We start from the raw sequence: 24,382 nt of genomic DNA on the forward strand, positions 1-24,382 counted from the left end.
GCGGATCGGCAACATTTTTTGGACAAACCCGTACAAAGATGGTATATTTTCATTAAAATATTCGGATTTTATATAGTAAGAACTCGGGACTAGATCTAATCCGGGTTCTATCTATTTAGCGAGGGGTCTTTCGTGAAAAAATTAAAAAGAAGCGCCAGATTGGTGGAAATGACCCAGTATCTGTTACTCCGCCCCCATCACCTGATTCCGCTAACGACATTTGCTGAACGATATGGAGCTGCGAAGTCATCCATTAGTGAGGACTTGTCCATTATTAAAGAAGTGTTTGAAGAAGAGGGTATGGGAGATCTGCTGACTCTTGCCGGGGCAGCGGGAGGCGTAAAGTTCATTCCTAAAGTGGGACAGTCGCAGGCACAGGAATTCATTGATCAGCTGTGCGGCATGTTATCCGACCGGAATCGCATACTGCCAGGCGGCTATTTGTATATGTCAGACTTGCTGGGTCTTCCGAATCTGATGAACGAAGCCGGGAAGCTGTTCGCTACCGTGTTCGCCAATCAGAATATTGATGTCATTATGACCGTCGAGACGAAGGGCATTCCGCTTGCATATGCCACAGGAGCTCAGCTCAATCTCCCGGTTGTACTGGTACGAAGGGACCATCAGGTAACGGAGGGGTCCGCCGTAAGTATTAACTATGTATCGGGCTCCCATAAGAGTCTGCATACAATGACGTTGTCGCGCCGGGCACTGAAGGAGAATTCCCGCGTTCTGATTGTGGATGATTTCATGAAGGCGGGAGGCACCATTCAAGGCATGGTGGATCTGCTGGCTGAATTCAATGCTACTGTAGCGGGTGTAGGGGTGCTTGTGGAGTCCGGGGAAGTGGAGTCCGAGCAGCGCCTGCTTCATGACTATGTATCCTTAGCCACGTTAACGGCTGTTGATCCTAAGGAGAAAGAAATTCTGGTTCAACCAGGCAATTACTTCAGCAGAATTGAAGCCAACTAGATTTTGTCGAAAGCTTTAGAGTTCTTAGCAGATTCTCACGAATTTAGTCGAAAAGGTAGTCTTACAAAAAAAATTCCTTAATTTAGGGATTTTTGTTCGCTGAAAAAAGAGGATTTCCGTATGCAATGTGGAATATTACACCAAGTCTCTGATGGAAAAAGGTGGTGAACACATATGCAAATTACGGATGTAAGACTTCGCCGTGTAAGCTCAGAAGGCAGGATGAAAGCAATCGCATCCATTACCATCGACAACGAATTCGTTGTTCATGATATTCGCGTCATCGACGGGAACAATGGAATGTTTGTCGCCATGCCTAGCAAGCGTACGCCGGATGGTGAGTTCCGGGACATCGCTCATCCAATCTCTTCCGGTACCCGCGAGAAGATTCAAGCTGCAGTTCTGGCTGAGTATGATCGTGCTGCGGTTGAGGAAGAGGAAGAAGAAGCCATTGTTGAAGGGGCTTAAGATTCAATCTGTTTAGGAGTTATGTCTTATCTTATTGGGGTTCAAGAATAGAGGGCCATGTACTGTGGCTCTCTTTTCTTTTTGCGCAGAATAAGATATATTCAGTATTGAGTTCAAGAGAGGGAGGCCGTGGCCTTGAAAAGATTAGCAATTGTTCTAGCTGCAGGACAGGGAAAACGCATGAAATCAAAGCTATACAAAGTGCTGCATCCTGTATGTGGCAAACCGATGGTTGGACATGTTCTAGACACCGTGAAAAAAGTCAATTGTGAACGCAGTATCGTGGTCGTAGGTCATGGTGCAGAAGCCGTCCAGTCTTATCTTGGAACATCAGCAGAGTACGTACTGCAGGCACAGCAGCTCGGTACGGGTCATGCTGTGAAGCAGGCCAAGGAACTGCTGGGTAGTGAAGAGGGAACCACTATTGTCATTTGCGGAGATACTCCTCTTGTTACACCAGAGACGCTGGAAGAGCTGATGAAGGTTCACCAAAGCAAGGGCGCAGCCGCCACGGTGCTATCCGCTGTGATGGACAACCCTAAGGGGTATGGACGTATCATTAGACGGGAAGATGGTGCTGTTGTTCAGATCGTTGAACAGAAGGACTGCACGCCGGAGCAGGATGCTGTGAAGGAAATTAATACAGGCACTTATTGTTTTGATAACGCAAAATTATTTGCCGCGCTTGAGAAGGTTACTAATAATAACGCTCAGCAGGAATATTATTTAACGGATGTAATCGGCATTTTTGTAGGGGAAGGTGAGGTTGTTAGCGCTTACGTGACAGATGACCTTGCAGAATCTATTGGCGTAAATGACCGTGTTGCCCTATCCGAAGCTGAAGGCTTCATGCGTCAGCGGATCGTTAAGAAGCATATGTTGAACGGAGTTACGATTATCGACCCAAGCTCGACTTATATCGGAGCTGACGTAGTAATCGGTTCAGATACCGTGATCTACCCGGGAACGACCATTTCCGGAAATACAATAATCGGGGAACAATGTGTAATAGGCCCTATTACAGAGATTGCAGACAGCAATCTTCAAGATGGTGTAACTGTTAAGCATTCCGTCCTCCATCAGGCGGAAGCCGGCAGTGGAACAACGGTCGGACCTTTCGCTTATTTGCGTCCGGGCACCAAGCTGGGGCAGAATGTAAAAGTAGGCGATTTCGTAGAGATCAAGAATGCCTCGCTGGATGACGGTTCCAAAGTATCTCATTTGAGCTATATTGGGGATGCCAGGGTCGGTAAGAATGTAAATATCGGCTGTGGGGCGATTACGGTAAATTATGATGGTTATAATAAGTCAATTACCGAAATCGAAGACGATGCCTTCATTGGCAGCAATGTCAATCTGATTGCACCTGTCAAAGTAGGTAAAGGAGCATATGTGGTTGCAGGCTCCACCATTACACAATCGGTATCAGATAATGATCTGGCCATTGCAAGACAGCGCCAGGAGAACAAATCCGGTTACGCGGAGAAGATCCGGGCCCGTGCACAAGCGAAGCAGCAAAGAGAACAGGATTAGACCACGCACCAAGATCTGCACGAATATTTCAATGACCATACTAGTATGGAATGAACTAAATTTAGTGATCAATCCGTATGGATTGAGCTAAAGCCTGGTCATCGATATTCTTTAGTTCAATCTATTTAGCACGGAGGGTTTTAATTTTATGACTTATTGCGATTCCAAACTAAAGATTTTCACATGTAACTCCAACCCTAAGCTTGCCCATCAAATTGCAGATTACATCGGTATTCCCATGGGTGATTCGGAGACAACGAGCTTTAGTGACGGGGAAATTCAAGTGAAGCTGTCCGAAAGTGTCCGCGGTTCTCATGTATATGTTGTTCAATCCACATGTGGACCTGTCAATGATAACCTGATGGAGCTATTGGTCATGGTGGATGCGCTCAAACGGGCTTCTGCCAAGAGCATTAACGTTGTTATTCCTTACTATGGATACGCGCGCCAAGACCGTAAGGCCCGTTCCCGTGACCCGATCACAGCCAAGCTGGTAGCGAACCTGATTGAGAAAGCTGGAGCTCACCGCGTGATTACGATGGACCTGCATGCTATGCAGATTCAGGGATTCTTCGATATCCCTGTGGATCATATGCTGGGAGTTCCGATCCTGGCTCAATATTTCCGCTCCAAGCAAATTGAGAACCCGGTTGTCGTCTCGCCTGACCACGGCGGTGTTGTCAGAGCCCGTAAATTGGCTGACTTCCTGAATGCGCCGCTTGCGATCATCGACAAGCGCCGTCCGGAGCCCAATGTCAGTGAAGTGATGAACATTATCGGGAATATTGAAGGTAAGACCGCTATCCTGGTGGATGATATTATTGATACGGCTGGAACGATCGTGCTGGGTGCGAATGCGCTTAAAGAAGGCGGAGTTAAGGAAGTGTATGCATGCTGTACACATCCGGTTCTATCCGGTCCAGCTATGGAACGACTAGAGAACTCCCCGCTTAAGGAAGTTATCGTAACCGATACGATTCCGATTACACATCCGAATCCTACAAGCAAGCTTAAGGTGTTATCGGTGGCTCCCCTAATGGGTGAAGCCATTATCCGTGTACACGAGGAGTTATCGATCAGCAAACTGTTTGAAATCGAGTAAGAAGGACTTCTGGAAATGCAGAGGGGTTACCTCTCCCGTTGGGGAGAGGTAACCCCTATCGGCGTATACACGCTAAGGCTGTAAAGCACGGAGAGCCCGGGCACGGGCTAATAGCCAGGCCGGGATATGAAGCTGTAAGCTGTTCTTCTGTACAGCGTGTCACCTACAAGAACCGCATACTCATCAAAGTCCTTGATCCTGCCTATATCGACATGAATGCCGTGACGGTAGATCTGGACAGGGATGGCATGCTCCAAGTGGTCCTGGAAGTGGGAATCCTGTGTAAGTTCTGAGCCAAATGCATGCAAAGATGTCTCACCTTCTAACGAGATAGTGGTTAGTGGTTGCTGTAGAATGAGGGTAATATAGACTCATGTCATTTATTTTAATCAATAATGGCCAAAATGAGAACGATTACTTTTGCAGAGGACACAAACCCTTGATTTCACGGGAAAAGAAAGGGTATGAACATAGAAAAGGGGTAAGCGCAGAGGATGAAATGGATTGTGGGGCTTGGCAACCCAGGCCCAAACTATGAGAAAACAAGACATAATATCGGGTTCATGGCACTGGATGCTTTGGCGGCCAGGCATGGCATTGCCATCAGGACGAACAAGTGCAAAGCGGTCATAGGGGAAGGGAATATCCTGGGGACCAAGGTTGCTCTGATCAAACCGATGACTTATATGAATCTTTCAGGCGAGTCGGTCCGGGCATTCATGGATTATTATAAAGTGCCCTTAGAAGATCTAATTGTGGTCTATGATGATCTGGATACGGAGATTGGACGGAATCGCCTGCGCTATCAGGGAAGCGCGGGAGGCCATAACGGGATCAAGTCCATTATTCAGCACACGGGAACTCAGGTATTCAACCGGATCAGAATGGGCATTTCACGTCCACAGCCCGGGTATCCCATTGTTGATTATGTGCTGGCGCCTTTTCCGAAGAAGGAGGCAGAGCTGCTTCAGCAATCAATAGATGAGGCGGCGGACGCGATTGAATTCGCGCTGACCCACACGTTTGAGCAGACGATGGCTAAGTTCAACAAGTGAATAGAATAATAGGCTTTCAAGGCACCGGGAAGGGCTAAGCGTGGTGGATTCGGGACATACTGTAAGGTATAATTCACCTTCTGGAGGCATAACAATGGCAGTAAACTATGTATGCCGGCACTGCCGGACCTTTATTGGAAGAATTGACTCTGAGCTTGTATCCGAATCCAGGTTAGGCTTCCATTTCTTGACCCCCGATGAGCGGAGAGATATAATAGCGTATGATTCGAACGGGGAAATGACCGTTAGAGTAACCTGCGACTATTGCAGGGAAGCACTCGAGAATCATCCGGAGCTGACCCTCCTGTCGAACCCGCTTCAGTAGCAAGCGGCAATATTTTCGGTGGTTCTACCGAAGACGTACTGTACTGTAGAGCCTTGGCACGAATGCTGAGGCTTATTTTTGGTTATTTGCAGCCTGCTGTCTATAATTGACGGCAAAGGCTTAGTAAGCATAAGAGAGGTGCAACTCTTGTTACAAGCACTTATAGAAGCATTTTCTAAAGACCCGGATTTCGAGTCTCTAAGCACCGGTGTATCAGCCGGCATGAAGGAACAGCTCATCTCCGGTCTATCAGGCTCCTCCAGACAGGTCATGCTGGCAGCTCTGCATGAACAAATTCAGCGGCCGATTCTGGTAGTCACGCATAATATGTTCTCCGCCCAAAAGATTGCCGAGGATCTGCAGGAGGCGCTGTCGCCTGAGCAGGTTCTCTTATATCCGGCAAATGAGCTGGTGGCTGCTGAAGCTGCGGTATCGAGTCCCGAGACTCTCGCTCAGAGAATAGAAGTACTGCTCAAATGCTCGCAGGGGTTCCGCGGGATTGTTGTCGTGCCTTTCTCCGGGGTGCGCAGGTATGTACCCGTGCCCGAGATGCTTGCCAACGCTGAGCTGAAGCTTGAACTAGGCGGCACGATTGAGCTGGATTCCTTCCTGACACAATTGGTCGAACTGGGTTACGAACGGGTTCAGCGTGTCGAGAACCGGGGGGAGATGAGCGTTCGCGGAGGCATTATAGATATTTATCCGCTAACGTCGAAGCTTGCCTACCGGATTGAGTTATTTGACGATGAGATTGATTCCATTCGTACGTTCGATCCCGCCGACCAAAGGTCAGTGGATCAGGTCAAGCAGGTGTTCCTCCCTCCAAGCAAGGAGCTTATCGCTACAGGGGAGCGTCTGGACCGGGCGGCTGAGGCCGTGAGTGCGAGGCTTGCGGATCAGATGGAGAAGATGACCGACCGCCAAGCGAAGATCAAGCTGAAGGAAGAGATTTCCCGCGAGATAGAGCTTCTGAAGGAGCACGTTAGTTTCCCGGAAATCTATAAATATATTTCTCTGATTTATCCCGAGAACAAGACCTTATACGATTATATGCCGAAGGATACCCTGCTGATTATAGACGAGCCGGCAAGGCTGCTGGAGACAGGCAAGCAGCTTGAGCGGGATGAGGCGGAGTGGCATCTTCATTTGTTCCAGAACGGGAAGAGCCTTCCGGGACTTCCTCTGTCGGTTGAGAGTGACAAGGTTGTCTATGAGCGTCCATTCCAGACCCTCTTCATGTCGCTATTTCTGCGTCAGGTGCCGCATATACAGCCTCAGAATATCCTGAATTTCACCAGCAGGGCGATGCAGGATTTCCATGGACAGATGAATGTGCTGAAGTCAGAGATGGACCGCTGGAAAAAGAGCGGCGCGCAGGTGCTCATGCTGGCCAGCAATGAGGAACGCCTTGAACGTATGCGGCGTGTTCTCCAGGATTACGATATTGACGAGCCGACCTTGCTGCAGGGCAATCTGCAGACCGGCTTTGAGCTGCCTTCCATTCACCTTGTAGTCATTACTGAGGGAGAGATGTTCTCACAGAAGCAGCGCAAAGCCCGCAAGGTTGGACGCAGCATGGATAATGCTGAACGGATCAAGAGCTATACGGAACTGAAAGTCGGCGATTATGTTGTTCATCAGAACCACGGAATCGGGAAATACATTGGCATCGGCACCCTTGAGGTTGGCGGAATTCACAAGGATTACCTGCATATTATGTATGCCGGGGGTGACAAGCTGTCCGTACCGATTGACCAGATTGACCTTATCCAGAAGTATGTAGGGTCTGAAGACAAGGAGCCCAAGGTCTATAAGCTGGGCGGCACGGAATGGACCCGGGTTAAGAGCAAGGTCCAGTCCTCGGTACAGGATATTGCCGACGAATTGATCAAGCTGTATGCCGAGCGTCAGGCATCCCCGGGTTACGGGTTCGAGAAGGATACGCCGGAGCAGCAGGAATTCGAGGCGATGTTCCCGTATGATGAGACCCGTGATCAGATGCGGGCCATCGAAGAGATCAAGAAGGATATGGAGCGGAGCCGTCCGATGGATCGCCTGCTCTGCGGTGACGTGGGCTACGGCAAGACCGAGGTCGCAATCCGGGCAGCATTCAAGTGTGCGATTGAGGGCAAGCAGGTGGCTGTACTTGTGCCGACAACGATTCTGGCACAGCAGCACTATGAGACCTTCCGTGAGCGGTTCTCGGGCTATCCGATCAATATTCAGGTGCTCAGCCGATTCCGCAGCCGGAAGGAACAGAATGAGACGGCCAAGGGAATCAAGCAGGGAACGGTCGATATTGTGATCGGCACCCATCGCCTGCTGTCACAGGACCTGGTGTTCAAGGACCTCGGACTGCTGATTGTGGACGAGGAACAGCGGTTCGGCGTCACGCACAAGGAGAAGCTCAAGCGCCTCAAGGTGAATGTCGATGTCCTTACGCTGACGGCAACGCCTATTCCGCGGACACTTCATATGTCGATGCTGGGTGTAAGGGACTTATCCGTCATCGAGACGCCTCCCGAGAACCGCTTCCCGGTACAAACGTATGTGGTGGAACACAGTCAGGCACTTGTGCGGGAGGCGATTGAGCGAGAGCTTGCCCGCGGAGGCCAGGTATACTATCTGTACAACCGGGTTCAGGGGATCCAGGAGATGGCCGCCCAAATCTCCATGCTCGTGCCGGAGGCCAAGGTAGGGATTGGGCATGGACAGATGTCGGAGCAGGAGCTGGAGAAGACCATTCTGAATTTCCTGGACGGAGAATATGATGTGCTCGTAAGTACGAGCATTATTGAGACCGGGGTAGATATTCCGAACGTGAATACACTGATTGTGCATGATGCGGACAAAATGGGCCTTTCCCAGCTGTATCAGCTGCGGGGACGGGTCGGCCGTTCCAATCGGATCGCCTATGCCTACTTCACATATCAGCGCGATAAATCGCTCACGGAAGTGGCGGAGAAGCGGCTGCAATCTATCAAGGAGTTCACGGAGCTTGGCTCCGGCTTCAAGATTGCCATGCGGGACCTCTCTATCCGCGGAGCGGGGAATCTGCTTGGTGCGGAGCAGCATGGGTTCATCGCTTCGGTCGGCTTCGATCTGTATTCCCAGATGCTTGCGGAAGAGATTCAGAAGCGCAAGGTGACTCTCCTCGGAGAAGAGCCGCCGGAGAAGCACGAGTGGAATACTGTGCTTGATTTGAGCATTGATGCCTATTTACCGCCTGAATATATCTATGATAGTATTCAAAAAATTGAGATCTATAAAAAGGCAGCCACGCTTACGACACTTGAAGAGGTATCCGAGCTTGGAGACGAGCTTCTCGACCGTTTCGGAGAACCGCCTGAGGCTGTGGAGAATCTGCTTGCTGCGGCCAGGCTGAAGATTTATGCGAAGCAGTATGGAATTGAGTCGGTTACACGTCGTGGTGATGAAGTCCTGCTGAAGTTCCACGAAGGCCGGGAGAAGGCCTTAATCCCAGCTAAATTTGCCGAAGTTGGAAATCAATTCGGAAGACGTGTACAATTTAATCAAGGGACGGGCATCCTGATTCAGATTAAAATTAAAGGTTTGAGTGACAAAGAGATGATGGGTCTGCTGGAACAGTTCCTTGAATCCCTTAAGGATGCATTCAAATCGAAGGGAGAATTACATGATGTTGCGAAATAATAGCAGGTCCTGGAAGACACTGCTGGTAGCTTTGATAGCGGTGCTGACCTTCTCCATACTGGCCGGTTGCGGGAAGAAATCAGAGACAACCCCGGCCGATAACACCAAGAACACAGCCGCCGAGACCAAGAAGGATACAAGCAAGGTCGTGGCTACCTATGAAGGCGGCGAGATTACAGCGAATGAGTTCGATCTGGAGCAGCGTATTATGCTGCTGCTGCAGCCGGAGATGGAACAGCTCGCACAAATGGATGAGTTCCGTGATTATCTCATCAAGCAGGAGATTGCCTACGCCTACTTGAGCTCCAAAGCGGATGACAAGTCTAAGGATGAAGGCAAGAAGAAGGCGGACGAGCAGGTCAACCAGATGAAGAAACAGCTGGGGGACGAGCAGTTCAAGAAGATGCTGGATAGCAAAAAGGTAACCGAAGCTGACCTCAAAAATTATATGGTTAAAGTCTTCACGGTCATTGAAAGTGAGACTTCCAAAGTAACTGAGGATGAGATCAAGAAGGAGTTTGAGACGAAGAAGGGTGACTTTAGCGTAGTTACCGTCCGTCACATTCTCATCGGTCTGACTGATGCTAGCGGCAAGGAACGCAAGCAGGCAGCTGCTCTCAAGCTGGCGAAGGAAGTTAAGGCCAAGCTGGATAAAGGCGCTGACTTTGCAGAGCAAGCGAAGAAATATTCCGAAGACCCGGGTTCCAAGGATCAAGGAGGTCTCTACAAAGACGCAACTGCGGGCGAGTGGGTACCACAGTTCAAGGAGAAGGCACTGACACTGCCGCTGAACAAGATCAGTGATCCGGTCGAGACCGATTATGGATACCATATCATGCGTGTGGAGGCTCGTACGGAGAAGACCCTTAACGATCTGACCCCGGAACAGAAGGATTCCCTGAAGACGAACGTGGCTTCAGCCAAGCTGGATGATTTCATGCAGAACGGCCTTACCAAGATCATCAAGAAGATCGAGCTGCCTAAGGTGGAGACCAAGAAGGAAGATGCTGCAGATTCTTCCAAGAGTGGATCAGCAACGACACCATCCGGCACCACAGATAAGGGGACTTCAACTAACGAAGCAACAACACCTGGTACAGACACAGGTAAATAGCAGTAATTTTATTGGTTCGGGCAGCGCGGGATCCTCGCGCTGCTTTTTGTCCCCCGTCCTGGTGCGAAAGTTAAAGGATAAGGTTAATGTATAAGGAATTGGGAGCAGCCTAATACTATGGTCAAGAACTAAGTGATATGGATTTAACTGAATCAGTCCATATGGATTGGACCCTTCTCTATTCATAATAAAAGCTACAGTAGTTCAATAACTTCTTTAGAAAGCGGGGCAACATGTGAAATGAAAGCTACTGGAATTGTACGTCGTATTGATGATTTGGGCAGGGTTGTAATCCCTAAAGAAATCCGCCGGACTTTGCGTATTCGCGAAGGTGATCCGCTTGAGATCTTTGTGGATCGTGACGGGGAAGTTATATTGAAGAAGTACTCACCAATCGGGGAGCTTGGCGATTTCGCCAAAGAATATGCGGAATCCTTATATGAGAGTACAGGACATATTACACTCATCTCGGACCGGGATACCATTATTGCGGTAGCGGGAGCCTCCAAGAAGGAATATCTGGACAAGCAGGTCAGCCTGCTGCTGGAGAACAGTATGGATAACCGCAAAATTATTGTTGAAGCGAATACCGGCACCTATGAACTTATTAAGGATCATGCGGAGACGATTTCGACCTTCGTTATTGCACCTATAATTGCAGGCGGCGATCCCATCGGCTCAGTGACCCTTGTGAACAAGGATGAATCGGTGAAGATGTCCCAGCTTGAATCCAAGATGGCCGAGACGGCTGCAGGATTCCTTGGCAAACAAATGGAGCAATAAGCCTAAATAAATTTATTTACTTGCAAGTAAAACTCCCACTGCCTACTCTTTGGCCTACACAGCCGGCAAGCAGAGGGGGTTTTTTTGTGATCATTTCCATGAGGGGAGGACAAGGATTATAATAGTTAAGATTAAGTATTGTTAATGTAAAGTGGGGAACCTCATGAAAGAAACCACAGCAGCCGGAAAAATGCTTAGAGGAGCAGTGCTGCTAAGTCTGGCGGCAATTGTGACCAAGCTGCTAGGGACACTGCAGAAGATCCCTCTGCAAAATATCGGAGGAGATGGGGTCTTCGGCATTTATAATACCGTCTACCCCTTTTATACACTGCTGCTGACGCTCGCTACCGCGGGCTTCCCGGTGGCTGTATCCAGGTTCGTAGCTGAGCGTGAAGCCGCCGGCAATCGGGCGGGGGCCGCCGAGGTGCTTCGGCTGTCAGGCATGGTCATGCTGACCCTGGGCTGTGCGGGGGGGCTCGGAATGTACTTCGGGGCGCCGCTGCTAGCGCATTGGATTGGCAATCAGCAGCTTGTACCCGCCCTGCGGTGTGCGGCGCCGGCGCTCTTCTTCGTACCGGCTTCGGCTGCGCTGCGCGGGTATTTCCAAGGCTTGCAGGATATGATGCCGACCGCGGTGTCACAGGTTATGGAGCAGGCCATAAGAGTTGGCGTTATGATTGTGCTGCTGCTTACTTATACGGCTGCAGGCGCTTCTGACAGTACCGTGGCTGCGGGAGCGATGATCGGATCGGCAGCCGGGGGCCTCGCCGGGCTTGGGGTCATGCTGCTGTACTGGCAGAAGCACCGCAGAAGCACTGAGGTCATCTCTTGGGAGAGAGACCGAAGCGGGTGGAGGGATAGTCAGGAGGATACGCTGTCTAAGCCCATAGCTGGAGGGCGAAGGCAGAGTGAAGGAGAACCGCGGGATGTGGAAGCGCGTGGGGGCAGACTGCTGAAGCAGCTGCTGGCCTATGCCATTCCGATCTGTCTGGCTGCCTTGGCTGTGCCTCTGATGGGCCTTGTGGATACCTTCACGCTGCCTCGTCTATTGAAGCAGGGAGGATGGGATGAGCTCGGTTCCATGATTCAGGTGGGCATCTATAACCGGGGGATCCCGCTTGTCCAGCTTGTGACGATGCTGGCGTCCTCCCTATCCGTTCTGTTCATTCCCGCCATGGCGGAATTCAAATTCCGGGGAGACCAGGGGAGCATTGAATCCCACTCGCGCCTGGCCCTGCGCTGGTTCTGGCTGATCGGTCTTGCGGCATCCGCCGGGCTTGCCGTGCTGGCGGAGCCTATCAACATCATGCTCTACAAGGATGCTGCCGGAACAGACGCGATGCAGTGGATCGCCCTCACAGCAGCACCGGGCACGATGCTGGCCTTGACGGCCGCCCTGCTGCAAGGGCTGGGCACCGTCCGGGCACCGGCCCTGTACCTGGCAGGGGCCGCGGCACTCAAGATCGTGCTCAACCTGCTGCTCGTACCGCAGCTTGGCATCACCGGGGCCGCCATCGCAGGCGTGGCGGCCTACAGCCTTGCCGCAGCGCTCAGCCTCGCGCTGCTGGTGAAGACCACAGCGCTGCGGCTGCGCCTGGCAGACGCTGTGCTGAAGCCAGCGCTGCTGGTGGCCGCGCTGGCCCTGGCCGTGCTCGCCCTGCGCTGGCTCGCGGACGCAGCCGGCCTAGGGCCGGGCCGCGCCATCGCTGCCGCCGAGAGTCTGCTCGGCGTCTTCCTGGGCGCGGCGGTCTTCGCGGCCGGCGTAGTGCGGCTGCGCCTGATGACAGGGCCGGAGATCGAGGCCCTGCCGGGGATCGGTCCGAAGCTCGCGAGGCTGCTTCGGAAGATCCGCCTGCTGCCGCCGCGGTAGCAGGCGGGCTGGGAGCGGGTTGAACTGGACGATGAGAACCTATTTAACATAGATAGAACGGCTATCGCTAGGATCGCACTGTTGGTGAATCGGGTCCATTTAAACGGTTCGTCAGTTCTGTTAATCTGAGAATCGGCTACGCAACAACAGATGCTGCGATGCGTCAGGTATCGTCGAAATTACCAGTACCGGGCTTAAGTATCAGGTCTTGTTGTTCAATACTAAAGCACAGGGCACCTAAATTAATGAAAGTCAGCTATTAAAACCCCGCCCATAGCGGGAATTCAGGAGTGTGATACATGTGAGTGCGGCGATTGTTGTTATTGGTCTTGGATCAGGGGATCCGGACAAGCTGACCCTGGGAAGCCTGAAGAAACTCCAGCAGGCGGAGCTCCGGTATGTCCGGACTCTGGATCACCCGGTCATTAGCTGGCTGGATGAGACAGGGGTATCCTTCCAGTCATTTGACGGGGTATATGAAGCGAAGGATGATTTCCCGTCCGTCTATGATGAAATTGCGAATCAACTGCTTGACGCAGCCTCAGAGCTGCCGCCGGACAAGGAAGTGATCTATGCGGTCCCTGGGCATCCTATGGTGGCTGAGTCAACCGTCAAGCTGCTGCGCGAACGCTGTACAGACCGGGGGATCCGGCTTGAGATCACAGGCGGGGAGAGCTTTCTGGATGTGGCCTTCACCCGCCTCGGCTTTGACCCGATTGAAGGGTTTCAGCTGCTGGATGCGTCGGAGCTTGCAGCATCGCTCGTAGAACCAAGGGTACATACGTTGATTGGGCAGGTCTACGACAGCTTTACGGCTTCCGATGTGAAGCTGAGCCTTATGGAGACTTACCCGGACGACTATCCGGTTACGGTGGGACATGCTCTTGGTGTAGCCGGGCAGGAGGAGATCAGACAGATTCCCCTACATGAGCTCGACCGGGTTGAAGGATACGGCAACCTGTCCTTAATCTACATTCCACGGGACGATAATGAGATGCTGCGGCAGCGCAGCTTCGAGAGACTGCATGAGATTGTAACGATCCTTCGCAGTCCCGAAGGCTGCCCATGGGATAGGGAACAGACCCACCAGTCCATTCGCAAGAACCTGATTGAGGAGACTTATGAGGTTATTGAAACCATTGATGAGGATGATCCGGATCATATGCAGGAAGAGCTCGGGGACCTGCTGCTTCAGGTTATGCTGCATTCCCAGATGGAAGAAGAGACCGGGATGTTCTCGGTCTATGATGTGATCGGCAGTCTGAACGACAAGCTCGTCTTCCGCCATCCACATGTATTTGGAGACTTATCCGCTGAGGATACGGAGGAAGCTCTGAACAACTGGGAGGGGATGAAGGCTGAAGAGAAGAGAAGAAAGGGGATTGCGCCTGAGAAGCAGTCTGCTCTGAGCGGAGTTCCCCGTGATCTTCCAGCACTCATGAAGGCCTACAAGCTCCAGAAGAAGGCTTCCAAGGCAGGGTTCGACTGGGAGAATGTCGAAGGTGCCCTGAGCAAGATTGATGAGGAGCTGGCTGAGCTTAGACAGGCTGTACAAGAAGGGCACACGGCATCAGAGCAGGCTTTGGAGCTCGGCGATGTGTTGTTCACCGTGGTGAATGTCGCCAGGTTCATTGGAGCAGATCCTGAGGAAGCGCTCAGTCTGGTGAACTGCAAATTCACTTCCCGCTTCGAGTATGTGGAGAGCAGACTGCAGGAAGCCGGCAGAACGTTGGCGGAGAGCAGTCTCGAGGAGATGGACCGCCTGTGGGACGAAGCCAAGAAGATAGAGCGTTCCAGCCGTGATGTATAATGAAAAAGGGATATTATTGTCCAATTCACGGCTTTTTTGAAGATTACGAAGAATTTAATGAGTTCGAAGCAGGAATTCGTTATTGAAGCAAGAATAACCATAAGGATCACCCCGCGGTTGATTTTCGGCTTATCCAGCCTGTTTACCACCGCATATACTTTATTTTTTTGAATATTGGGAGGCTTTTAATTTATGAACAAGACAGATCTCATCAACAACATCTCGAGCAAAAGCGGTTTGACAAAAAGAGACGTTGAAGTCGTGCTTAACGGTTTTCTTGGCGAAATCACGGATGCTCTTTCCAGTGGTGACAAGGTTCAACTGATCGGCTTCGGCACTTTCGAGACCCGCAAGCGCTCCGGGCGTACAGGCCGCAACCCGCAGACTGGCAAGACCATTGAAATTCCAGAATCCAACGTTCCTGCATTCAAAGCGGGCAACAAGCTTAAAGAAGCGGTAAAATAATGCGACTTGATAAATTCCTGAAGGTCTCCAGGCTGATTAAGCGGCGCACCGTAGCGAAGGACGTCTCCGAACAAGGTAGAGTGCTGATTAATGACCGGGAAGCCAAGCCGAGCAGTTCCGTCAAAGTGGGCGATGAAATCACCGTTCAATTTGGGCAGAAGCTGGTTACGGTTAGGGTAGAGCGGCTTGCCGAGAACACCCGCAAGGAAGAAGCATCAAGCCTATATACATTAGTAAAAGAAGAGCCGATAGCCAAGGAGCAGGGTCTGGACTGGACTTAGTGACTTGAGTATATCCTCTTGCAAGGGCTGTTCCCTGGCAGATCATCTGCCCTCGGGAACAGCCCTTTAAGTTTTTATGGAGCTGAGGAGGACATCCAGTTCTAAAGGCTGTATTCCGCCCATAAGATGATTACTGTAAAGGGAGGGGTACATGCCATGAATGATCAAGGTAGAGGAAAGCTGCAGGAAGTGCACATGCATAACCGCAAGCTGCTTGAAATATCCGGCGTGAACAACGTGGAGAGCTTCGACAGTGAGGAGTTCCTGCTCCAGACGGAGCTCGGGCATCTTACTATCCGCGGGCAGAACCTGCATATCAAGAATCTCAATCTGGAGCAGGGGCTTGTTGCTATTGAGGGAGTTGTGAATTCCTTATCGTATTTAAACCCCGGATCACAGCCCAAAACCAAGGGTTTCATCGGGAAGCTGTTTAAATGAATTTGCAGGTGCAGTGGGTGACCCTGTTATGGATGTTTTTGTCCGGGGGAATACTGGGGGTTGCCTTTGACAGTTACCGTGTTGTATCGGGTCAGCTCCGCTTTCCGCGTTGGACGGTTCATGCCCTTGATCTGCTCTACTGGGCGGCTGCTTCCATCTTCGTATTCAGGGTGCTGTATCAGAGCAATCAGGGCCAACTCCGGTTCTATGTGTTCCTGGGTTTGTTTGTAGGCGTTTGGATATATTTTTTATTCTTAAGTGTTCTAACTGAGCGTTTTGTGGTAATGTTAATGGTGGTAACCAAGCGGATTTATGCCCTGGTGGTGCGATTAATAGAGCTGCTTATCCTTGCTCCTATTCGTATTCTGCTGAAGGGCATCAAGCTGTGCTTAGGCTTCGGGTGGGTCGTTGTTCTCTTTCTAGGACGTATCTCCCTGCTGCCGATATGGAGAATCTTAAGATGGATGCTCATGCCTCTGTTGAGACGCTTCCATATTCCTGAGCGGGCTGACAAGCTAAGACTATGGGTGGTTCAGCTCTGGAACCGTTGGTTCACCAAGAATTAGAGGTTTTGGGGGTGAGATATTTTGCGCGTTGTATCCGGGAATGGGAACAAGAATAGTGAACCTGCTGCTGTCAAGAATGCGGGTGCCCGCAGGCGTTACAGGCTGTGGCTTGCTTTCATTGTCATCTTTATAGGATGGGCAGGGTATACGTTCATCTCCCAGGCCAGCCAGATTGGGGCGGGCTCGCGTGAACTATCCGAGAAGCAGGACTCCAAAGCTAAGAGTAACCAAGCCTTGAACCAGCTCAAAACTGAAATAGAACGTCTGAAGGATCCTGAGTACATTGGCCAGATCGCCATGAAGAAATACGGGCTTTATAGGCCTGGAGAAGTGCCAATTCGTGTACCGGCTTCCGAGGACGAGAAATAGATAAACTCATACAGGACATACGTCTGTTGACCTTGTATGACTCATTCGGTATAATCAAATCACCGAAGCCAAGATCATGATATCTTGGTGACATTTTTAAGGGAGGATCATTTTATTTTATGGCAATAGAAGTGGGCACCAAGTTAGAAGGCAAGGTGACAGGCATCACGCACTTTGGAGCATTTGTGGATCTATCAGGAGGTGTCACCGGTCTCGTACACATCTCGGAGATCGCCGATAACTACGTCAAGGATGTGAACGATCATCTTAAGATCAACGATGTGGTGACTGTTAAGGTCATTAACGTTGATAAGGACGGTAAGATCGGGCTTTCGATCAAGCAGACTGTAGATAAGCCTGTAGAAGCACCAAGACCTCCACGTGCACCAAGACCAGATCGCCCAAGTGGCGGCGGCAGAGACGGAGATCGTCCTGGTGGTGGCGGAGGCGGTTTCAACCGGGATCGCGGAGGGCGCTCATTCAAACCTCCAGTGGGCAAAGCTTCTTTTGAAGATAAAATGTCACGCTTCCTCAAGGATAGTGAAGAACGTATCTCGTCGCTGAAGAAGAACACCGAAGGCAAACGCGGTGGACGCGGCGCGAAGCGCGTATAATTCATCTTTAATATTGAATACAACAGACCGTAAGCCCAGCGCTTACGGTTTTTTTGTCGTCCTGATTTGTCGCTGGGGAGCGTATTCCATTTTTTTGCCGACAGCATCCAACGGTTTTCCGTAAGTCTCAGGGCAAATCGCTAAGAACGCCGGGCGAACGTAATGAGGAAGGGGAACATCCGAGGGCGAACATAGATTTGGCTTGCGCGCTCTAATTCAAGTGGTGGCAAGGGGCCAAGGGCAAAATGTAAGCCCTCTCAATTTGTCGGAAACTTTTTTGCGGCGTACCCCGCCTTCTGACAAACTTTCCAAAGACAGACTTCTATAATGAGACATACCTCACTATGCAGGTTGAGCTAAAGACAACAGGAGTCCATTACTCCAGGTGGGAATGAATGACGTTCATCTCTTTAGCTCAATCTGTATAAAATCCATAGAAGGTGGTGCCATGATGGAGAAATGGAATGTGATTGCTTTTCCGGGAATGAAGAAGGCGAAGGAGGAGAGCGGGGAGAAGTGGTGGCTGAAATGGAGACAGACCTCGGCCGCCATGAAGACAGGCCGCTTTGTAGCTGCGAACAAATGGGCTTTTCTTCTGACTATAATGGGATTCCTGCTGGGTAAGGCTACGATCCTGAATGAGCTATCGCCTTTCGCTGTTGCCTACTTTGCCGTGATCACTTTCATGCGCCGGGACCTTCTGCTGCCGGTCTTCGTCTCCGTTGTAGCAGGTGCCCTGTTCGCCCCACATCAACACTTTCTCTCGGTAGTCTGGGAGCTGATTATCATCTTCCTGATGCAGAAAGGCCTTGAATCGTTCGAGAGGTCGGAAGTTTCCTATGCTCCAATTATGGTGTTCACCTCAGCATTTCTGGTGAATCTGTTCGGAGCACTTCTCGGGCCTCCCCTTTCCTGGTATCCCTTAACCATGGCGGTCATGGATGCGGTGCTCAGCTTCGTTCTAACACTGGTATTTCTGCAGGCTGTCCCCATCTTCACCTATAGGAAGAAAAACTATAATCTGCGCAATGAGGAAATTCTGTGCCTGATCATACTGCTCGCTTCTGTCATGACGGGTGCGGTCGGATGGGAGATTAGCGGGATGTCGGTGGAGCATATTCTGTCCCGGTACCTTATTCTCTTGTTCGCTCTGGTAGGCGGTGCACCGTTGGGTGCCTCGGTAGGTGTCATCACGGGGCTTATCTTAAGCCTTGCCGATATGTCAGCCATCTACCAAATGAGCCTGCTGGCGTTCTCGGGTATGCTTGCCGGCATGCTGCGTGAGGGCAGGAAATGGTCAGTAGGGCTGGGGATGCTGCTGGGTTCATCCATTCTCTCGATCTATCTGACAGGTCCCGGTGATGTCATGACTTCTACCTGGGAGACTTGCGCTGCCGTAGTGCTGTTTATGCTGACCCCTAAGACGGTGATCGGATTTATAGCCAAATATGTGCCTGGAACCAAGGACTATACGGAATCCCAGCATGAGTATGCCAAGCGGATCCGGGATATTACCGCAGAGCGGGTTACACAGTTCTCTCATGTCTTCAAGCAGCTGTCCCGCAGCTTCGGACAAGTATCCAGCTCGGGTGAAATTGCCAGACGGGGCGAGGAAATGGACCATTTCATGAATGCGGCCACCGAGGGGGCTTGCGGCACCTGTTTTCGCAAAAATCACTGCTGGGACGGAAACTTCTATCAGACTTATAAGTTTATGACCGAAATGATGACTACTATAGAAGAGAATCCGGAGGTTCGGCATGATGAGCTCCCGGTCAAATGGGGAAAAGTGTGCAAAAAGACGGACCAGGTCCTGAATATTATGAAGCGGGAATATGACCTCTACCAGAATGATATGCACTGGAAGCGGCAAATATACGACAGCCGGCAGCTGGTAGCCGAGCAGCTCTCCGGGGTGTCCCAGGTGATGGAGGACTTGGCCAGGGAGATCAAGAGAGAGAGTCAGACGATGTACCGACAGGAGGAGCAGATTAGGGAGGCGTTGGAAATTATGGGGTTGTCCATTCATAGCGTGGATATTATCTGTCTGGACCATGGCAATGTCGAGATTGAGATCACCCATGCGTATACCCGCGGTTATGATGAGTGCCGCAAGATTATAGCGCCTCTATTATCGGATATTCTGGATGAGCACATCGCGGTAATGAATGAATCGGTCCCATCGGGCAAAGAGGGGCTTGCGAATGTTACCTTTGGTTCAGCGAAGTCTTATGAGATCTCCACCGGAGTCGCTGGAACCGCCAAAGGGGGTGACCTTCTGTCTGGAGACAGCTTCAGTGCAGCCGAGCTTGGCAACGGGACCTTTGCGGTAGCCCTGAGTGACGGGATGGGAAATGGGGAGCGGGCGAGGCTGGAGAGCAGCACAGCCCTGAATATTCTAGAGCAGCTGCTCCAGTCAGGTATGGATGAGACCTTGGCTATCAAATCCGTGAACTCGGTGCTGATGCTCCGGTCACCGGATGAAATCTACGCAACCGTGGATATGGCGCTCATTGATGAGCATTCAGCACGGACAACTTTTATGAAGATTGGCTCCTCACCCAGCTTCATTAAGAGAGGAAATGAGGTAATCTCCGTCTCGGCCAGCAATCTTCCGATTGGGATTATCCAGGATATTGAGGTGGACCTGGTTACTTTACAGCTGCTTCCAGGCGATATATTAATCATGATGACTGATGGTATTTACGATGCACCGGGATATGCGGTGAATAAGGAGCTGTGGATCAAGCGTCTCATTCAGGAGATTACAACCGAAGAGCCTCAGGCTATTGCCGATTGTCTGCTCGATGCAGTCATCCGATATCAAGGGAACCAGATTAATGATGATATGACCGTGGCAGTAGCCAAAGTGGATCATCGTCGTCCAGAGTGGTCTACGCTTCATATTCCGGGAGTAGACCGCTTGGAGCGGCCAAGAACGGTTAGCTGATCTGCTGCAGCCTGTGTATGCCGTTATGAATTGTGGGTCTCATTCAGGAAATTGTGATAGAGGACACCAGGCTATTGCCGGTTCTCTGTAAGAGTATGCATTGCCCGGGAAATGGGAGCTGCCGTCCATTCCCTCTCATTCTTCCAATCTCTTAGGTTTGAACCTGTGACCAGTGGGAAATACTAGAGACAAGGAATCTGGAATCGGGAAGGGACGGCGATTACAAATGAAGCAAATTCTATTAATAACAGATGGATGCTCTAATGTAGGGCAGAGCCCGGTTATGACCGCATCATTGGCACGTCAGGAAGGAATCACCGTGAATGTGATCGGAATCGTAGATTATGGAACAATTGGAGAGCTTGGCGGCTTGGAGATCAAGGAGATTGCCAAAGCGGGCGGCGGAATGAGCCGTTTATCTGGAACGGGGCAGCTGGCCCAGACGATGCAGATGATGACTAGGAAGACAGTGGTTCAGACAATTCAGCAGGCGGTTAATAAAGAACTGAGACAAATTTTAGGAAAAACATCGGTTGAAGACCTTCCTCCCGACAAGCGGTCTGAAGTCGTACAGGTGGTCGATGAGCTTACCGAGACAACACCCCTTGATGTTGTGCTGCTCATTGACGCCAGTGCAAGCATGAAGCCGAAGCTTGCCGCGGTAGAGGAAGCGATTCGGGATTTGATGATTAGCTTGAGCGCACGGGAAGGCATGAGCCGAATAGCCGTTTTTCATTTTCCCGGCCGGCACGGGGGAGAAGATGCGGTGCTCGATCAGGACTGGACTTCAGATCTCGGCGGGGTGCGGAGCCTGTTCCAGCGTCTGGTGATGCGGGGGGCTACTCCAACCGGACCGGCGATCCTTAAGGTGATTGATTTCTTCCGATATGGTACAATAAATGGAAATCAGACTAGGCCGGAGGATAAAGATGAAAGAGAAGGGATGCTCGGTGACTACGTCGTATAGAACCGGCATCCCGGCCGGGACGCTTGTAACGGGGCGCTGGCGCGGAGGACGATATGTGGTTCAGCGGCTTCTCGGTCAGGGCGCGAATGGAATTGTATATCTTGTTCAGCAAGCTGGAACTCGTGATCTATATGCCCTGAAGATGGGGTACGACGCCTTGGATCTGCAGTCGGAGATCAATGTGCTGAAGGCACTGCAGCGGCAGGCTCAGTCTAACACGGAGGATCGGGATCTTTCTTATCTGGTAGAGGTGGATGATTACACCTTGGGGGATAGAGAGATTCCTTTCTATGTTATGCGCTATGTGAAAGGGGAACCGCTGAGTAAATTCCTTACCCGCCGGGGAGCACAGTGGCTGGATCTGGCCGGACTTAATCTGCTGAAGCAGCTGGCGGCCCTGCATAAGGGGGGCTGGGTATTCGGTGACCTGAAGCCTGACAATGTCCTGGTATCCGCTTATGGAGACGTGGAGCTTATTGATTATGGCGGTGTAAGCCAGAATGGACGAAGTGTGAAGCAGTTCACCGAATGGTATGACCGCGGCTTCTGGAATGCGGGAGGCCGGACGGCTGATCCGGCGTATGACTGGTTTTCTTTTGCCGTGGTATGTATCCATATGCTGTCGGAGAGCCGTCTGAAGTCGGCTGCGAATCAGCTTCCGCAGACCCGGAGTGCCGCTGATCTGGTTCAGATTCTGAATCAAGAGCCGCGTCTTCGTCCTTATTCCCATTGGCTGAAGAAGGCAATCAGCGGCGGGTTCGCACACACGGATGAGGCTTATGAGGCCTGGAAAAGAATGATATCGCGGAAGCCCGTGCGGCAATCGGTCCGCAGAACACCAGGCTGGCTTAAGAGCGCGTTTGCCATTTCATTGTGTATGCTTGTCTGCGCCATCTATCTGACACTTCGTTAGAAGTGCTAATCGTTCACATCTGTTGACTTGGCAGACGTAGCAAGGGGAGAATTGCATGGAAGACATGAATCAGCTTGTAACTTATGTGCGCAGCATAGCGCGCAAATATGACTTATGGTCTGCTCATGACTGTATTGTAGTCGCAGTATCCGGCGGTCCGGATTCTGTGGCTCTTTTGCATGCTCTCCATCATATAGCATCAGAGCCGGATTCCTCGCTTCGCCTTGTCTGCGCTCATGTGAACCATGGATTTCGCGGAGCGGAGTCCGATGCGGAGGCTGAATTCGTTCGGGAGACTGCAGGCAGGCTCGGTATTCCCTTCGAGCTGGGCAATTATGATGTACCGGCTTTTATAGACGAGACCGGGATGAGCCTGCAGACGGCCGCCAGAGAGAAGCGGTATGAATTCCTTCACAGCGTCGCGGATCAATACCGCGCTTCGGCTATCGCATTGGCCCATCACGGGGATGATCAGGCTGAGACGGTCATGCTCCGGCTCCTGAGGGGGACCGGGATGACGGGACTCGCCGGCATGAGGATCAAGCGGCGCGAAAAAAATGTGGAACTTATCAGACCCCTGCTGCGTATATACAAGACAGACTTGATCCGGGTGTGTCATAATTGTGGTTTGGCGTATGTAACTGACAGCAGTAATCTGAGTAATAAATATGCCCGTAATGCTGTACGCTTGGATGTGCTGCCTTTTTTGGGGCAATATAATGGTCAGTTGGCTGAATCGCTGAGTCGCCTGGCTGAAGTTGCTGGTGAGGAAGACGATTACATGCATCAAGCGGCCGAGGAGGCCTATGCCCGGCTCGCCAGGTCATCTGGAGGCGGAATTGCCTTCTCAGCACGAGATTTCGGCCGCTTACATGTCGCTTTACAACGGAGGTTGATTAAACTAATATTGAATTATCTGCCTCTGAACGCGGTTGACTTGGACTTTCTGAAGGTTGAGGTCATACGCGAGCGTGTTCTGCAGGATATCCCCTCCAATTGGAGTCTTGACTTAGGCGGGGGCCTGCAATGCATTAGAGAGTACGATGAGGTAACCATTTTACCGGAGAATGCGGATAAGGTTAAGCTGGAATATACATATCGTCTGGAGAAAGTTCCCGCAAGATTACCGATACCCGAAACCGGAAGAGAATTAAGATTTACTTTACGGCCGCTTGGCGCACAGTCTGGGGAATCAGACTGGAAGGCATCCGGTAACGATGAGGCCTTGTTCGATGCGGATAAGATCAACTATCCGCTGATCATACGTTCCCGTCAGCCGGGAGATGTCATGAAAGTCATGGGATTAAACGGAAGCAAAAAGGTTAAAGATATTTTCATTGATCAGAAAATACCTCCATCTATCCGCTGGGCCATTCCCGTTATAACAGATGCAACCGGCCGAATATTATGGCTGCCCGGTGTCCGCAGGTCATCTCACGCTGCCGTAGGGAGTCATACCTCGTCCATTCTGCGCGTGCAGATAACATGAAGGCGGAAGGTAACCGGTTATCGCCATAGTCAGGCTTTCATAGTATAACTTAGGAGGTTCTTGCATTGCAGAACGATATTCAAGAAGTGCTTATCAGCCGGGAACAGCTGCAGGAGAAAGTGGCGGAGCTCGGCCAGATCCTCAGTCAGGAATATGAGGGTCGCAATCCGCTGGTTATTTGCATCCTCAAAGGAGCCTTTATTTTCATGGCCGATTTGGTTAAAGAGATAACAGTACCTTTGGAGCTGGACTTTATGGCTGTCTCCAGTTACGGTGCATCCACGAAGTCATCAGGCGTGGTGAAGATTATCAAGGATCTTGATACTTCAGTAGAAGGACGTGACGTGCTAATCGTCGAAGATATTATAGATAGCGGGCTTACGCTGAGTTATCTGGTCGATGTGCTGCAGCGCCGAAATGCGAAATCCACTACTATAGTCACCCTGTTCGACAAACCGGCACGCCGGACGGTAGATCTGCAAGCGGATTACACCGGGTTTGTCCTTCCCGATGAGTTCGTGGTCGGGTATGGTCTGGATTATGCCGAGAAGTACCGCAACCTCCCTTACATCGGGATTCTGAAGCCTGAGATCTACACCAGCTAAGACAGCACTCGCAAGTGCCTA

General features: G+C 51.1%; 23 protein-coding genes. 22 read left to right on the plus strand and 1 reads right to left on the minus strand.

Annotated features, from left to right (window positions below):
- The first annotated feature begins 132 nt into the window (after positions 1-132).
- The 4 genes from purR (at position 133) to LDO05_RS00190 (ending at position 4,075) form a co-directional block, all read left to right on the plus strand.
- A complete protein-coding gene (gene purR / locus LDO05_RS00175) occupies positions 133-972 on the plus strand; it encodes a pur operon repressor (RefSeq protein ID WP_251376885.1) in 840 nt (279 codons plus the stop codon).
- 174 nt (positions 973-1,146) lie between these two features.
- The gene (gene spoVG, locus LDO05_RS00180) at positions 1,147-1,440 is read left to right on the plus strand and encodes a septation regulator SpoVG (protein ID WP_251376886.1); all 294 of its coding nucleotides are present in this window, start codon (positions 1,147-1,149) and stop codon (positions 1,438-1,440) included.
- Between the two features lie 135 nt (positions 1,441-1,575).
- Positions 1,576-2,973, plus strand: coding sequence for a bifunctional UDP-N-acetylglucosamine diphosphorylase/glucosamine-1-phosphate N-acetyltransferase GlmU (gene glmU / locus LDO05_RS00185; protein WP_276575528.1), 1,398 nt, complete (start codon positions 1,576-1,578; stop codon positions 2,971-2,973).
- A gap of 148 nt (positions 2,974-3,121) precedes the next feature.
- Entirely contained in the window at positions 3,122-4,075 is a 954-nt protein-coding gene (locus LDO05_RS00190; protein WP_068621711.1) for a ribose-phosphate diphosphokinase, read from the plus strand.
- Positions 4,076-4,182: 107 nt separating this feature from the next.
- Here LDO05_RS00190 and LDO05_RS00195 read toward each other — a convergent pair whose 3' ends face one another.
- On the minus strand, positions 4,183-4,383 hold the full coding sequence (locus LDO05_RS00195; RefSeq protein ID WP_251376887.1) for a hypothetical protein: 201 nt from the start codon (positions 4,381-4,383) through the stop codon (positions 4,183-4,185).
- 186 nt (positions 4,384-4,569) lie between these two features.
- Between LDO05_RS00195 and pth the strand changes: the two genes are divergently transcribed.
- From pth to hpt, 18 genes are all read left to right on the plus strand, one after another.
- Positions 4,570-5,130, plus strand: coding sequence for an aminoacyl-tRNA hydrolase (pth, locus tag LDO05_RS00200; protein WP_251376889.1), 561 nt, complete (start codon positions 4,570-4,572; stop codon positions 5,128-5,130).
- Between the two features lie 94 nt (positions 5,131-5,224).
- Positions 5,225-5,455 (plus strand): anti-sigma-F factor Fin, encoded by a 231-nt coding sequence (gene fin / locus LDO05_RS00205; protein ID WP_251376890.1) that lies wholly within the window; start codon positions 5,225-5,227, stop codon positions 5,453-5,455.
- A 147-nt stretch (positions 5,456-5,602) separates the two neighbouring features.
- Positions 5,603-9,127, plus strand: coding sequence for a transcription-repair coupling factor (gene mfd, locus LDO05_RS00210; RefSeq protein WP_251376893.1), 3,525 nt, complete (start codon positions 5,603-5,605; stop codon positions 9,125-9,127).
- A complete protein-coding gene (locus LDO05_RS00215; protein ID WP_251376895.1) occupies positions 9,111-10,241 on the plus strand; it encodes a peptidylprolyl isomerase in 1,131 nt (376 codons plus the stop codon). The genes mfd and LDO05_RS00215 overlap by 17 nt, the downstream gene beginning before the upstream one ends.
- Before the next feature lie 240 nt (positions 10,242-10,481).
- Positions 10,482-11,024 (plus strand): stage V sporulation protein T, encoded by a 543-nt coding sequence (gene spoVT, locus LDO05_RS00220; protein ID WP_251376897.1) that lies wholly within the window; start codon positions 10,482-10,484, stop codon positions 11,022-11,024.
- Between the two features lie 163 nt (positions 11,025-11,187).
- The gene (locus LDO05_RS00225) at positions 11,188-12,894 is read left to right on the plus strand and encodes a putative polysaccharide biosynthesis protein (protein ID WP_251376899.1); all 1,707 of its coding nucleotides are present in this window, start codon (positions 11,188-11,190) and stop codon (positions 12,892-12,894) included.
- 301 nt (positions 12,895-13,195) lie between these two features.
- A complete protein-coding gene (gene yabN, locus LDO05_RS00230) occupies positions 13,196-14,704 on the plus strand; it encodes a bifunctional methyltransferase/pyrophosphohydrolase YabN (protein WP_251376901.1) in 1,509 nt (502 codons plus the stop codon).
- A gap of 192 nt (positions 14,705-14,896) precedes the next feature.
- Positions 14,897-15,169: an HU family DNA-binding protein gene (locus LDO05_RS00235; RefSeq protein ID WP_068621727.1), complete on the plus strand. Its 273-nt coding sequence runs from the start codon at positions 14,897-14,899 to the stop codon at positions 15,167-15,169.
- Positions 15,169-15,450, plus strand: coding sequence for an RNA-binding S4 domain-containing protein (locus LDO05_RS00240; protein ID WP_251376903.1), 282 nt, complete (start codon positions 15,169-15,171; stop codon positions 15,448-15,450). Before LDO05_RS00235 ends, LDO05_RS00240 begins: the two co-directional genes overlap by 1 nt.
- Before the next feature lie 156 nt (positions 15,451-15,606).
- Entirely contained in the window at positions 15,607-15,888 is a 282-nt protein-coding gene (gene yabP / locus LDO05_RS00245; RefSeq protein ID WP_251376904.1) for a sporulation protein YabP, read from the plus strand.
- A complete protein-coding gene (gene yabQ, locus LDO05_RS00250; protein WP_251376905.1) occupies positions 15,885-16,454 on the plus strand; it encodes a spore cortex biosynthesis protein YabQ in 570 nt (189 codons plus the stop codon). Before yabP ends, yabQ begins: the two co-directional genes overlap by 4 nt.
- Before the next feature lie 21 nt (positions 16,455-16,475).
- On the plus strand, positions 16,476-16,823 hold the full coding sequence (locus LDO05_RS00255) for an FtsB family cell division protein (protein ID WP_251376906.1): 348 nt from the start codon (positions 16,476-16,478) through the stop codon (positions 16,821-16,823).
- Between the two features lie 119 nt (positions 16,824-16,942).
- A complete protein-coding gene (locus LDO05_RS00260) occupies positions 16,943-17,437 on the plus strand; it encodes a S1 domain-containing RNA-binding protein (RefSeq protein ID WP_251376907.1) in 495 nt (164 codons plus the stop codon).
- Between the two features lie 448 nt (positions 17,438-17,885).
- Positions 17,886-20,387, plus strand: coding sequence for a stage II sporulation protein E (gene spoIIE / locus LDO05_RS00265; protein ID WP_251376908.1), 2,502 nt, complete (start codon positions 17,886-17,888; stop codon positions 20,385-20,387).
- Between the two features lie 226 nt (positions 20,388-20,613).
- Positions 20,614-21,354, plus strand: a complete 741-nt coding sequence (locus LDO05_RS00270; RefSeq protein ID WP_251376909.1) for a vWA domain-containing protein — start codon at positions 20,614-20,616, stop codon at positions 21,352-21,354.
- Positions 21,338-22,267, plus strand: coding sequence for a serine/threonine protein kinase (locus tag LDO05_RS00275; protein WP_481857035.1), 930 nt, complete (start codon positions 21,338-21,340; stop codon positions 22,265-22,267). The genes LDO05_RS00270 and LDO05_RS00275 overlap by 17 nt, the downstream gene beginning before the upstream one ends.
- Positions 22,268-22,322: 55 nt before the next feature.
- Entirely contained in the window at positions 22,323-23,756 is a 1,434-nt protein-coding gene (gene tilS / locus LDO05_RS00280) for a tRNA lysidine(34) synthetase TilS (protein ID WP_251376911.1), read from the plus strand.
- 65 nt (positions 23,757-23,821) lie between these two features.
- On the plus strand, positions 23,822-24,361 hold the full coding sequence (gene hpt / locus LDO05_RS00285) for a hypoxanthine phosphoribosyltransferase (RefSeq protein WP_251376912.1): 540 nt from the start codon (positions 23,822-23,824) through the stop codon (positions 24,359-24,361).
- Positions 24,362-24,382: the final 21 nt, after the last annotated feature.

It is taken from the genome of Paenibacillus sp. YPG26 (assembly GCF_023704175.1).
Classification (GTDB): Bacteria; Bacillota; Bacilli; order Paenibacillales; family Paenibacillaceae; genus Fontibacillus.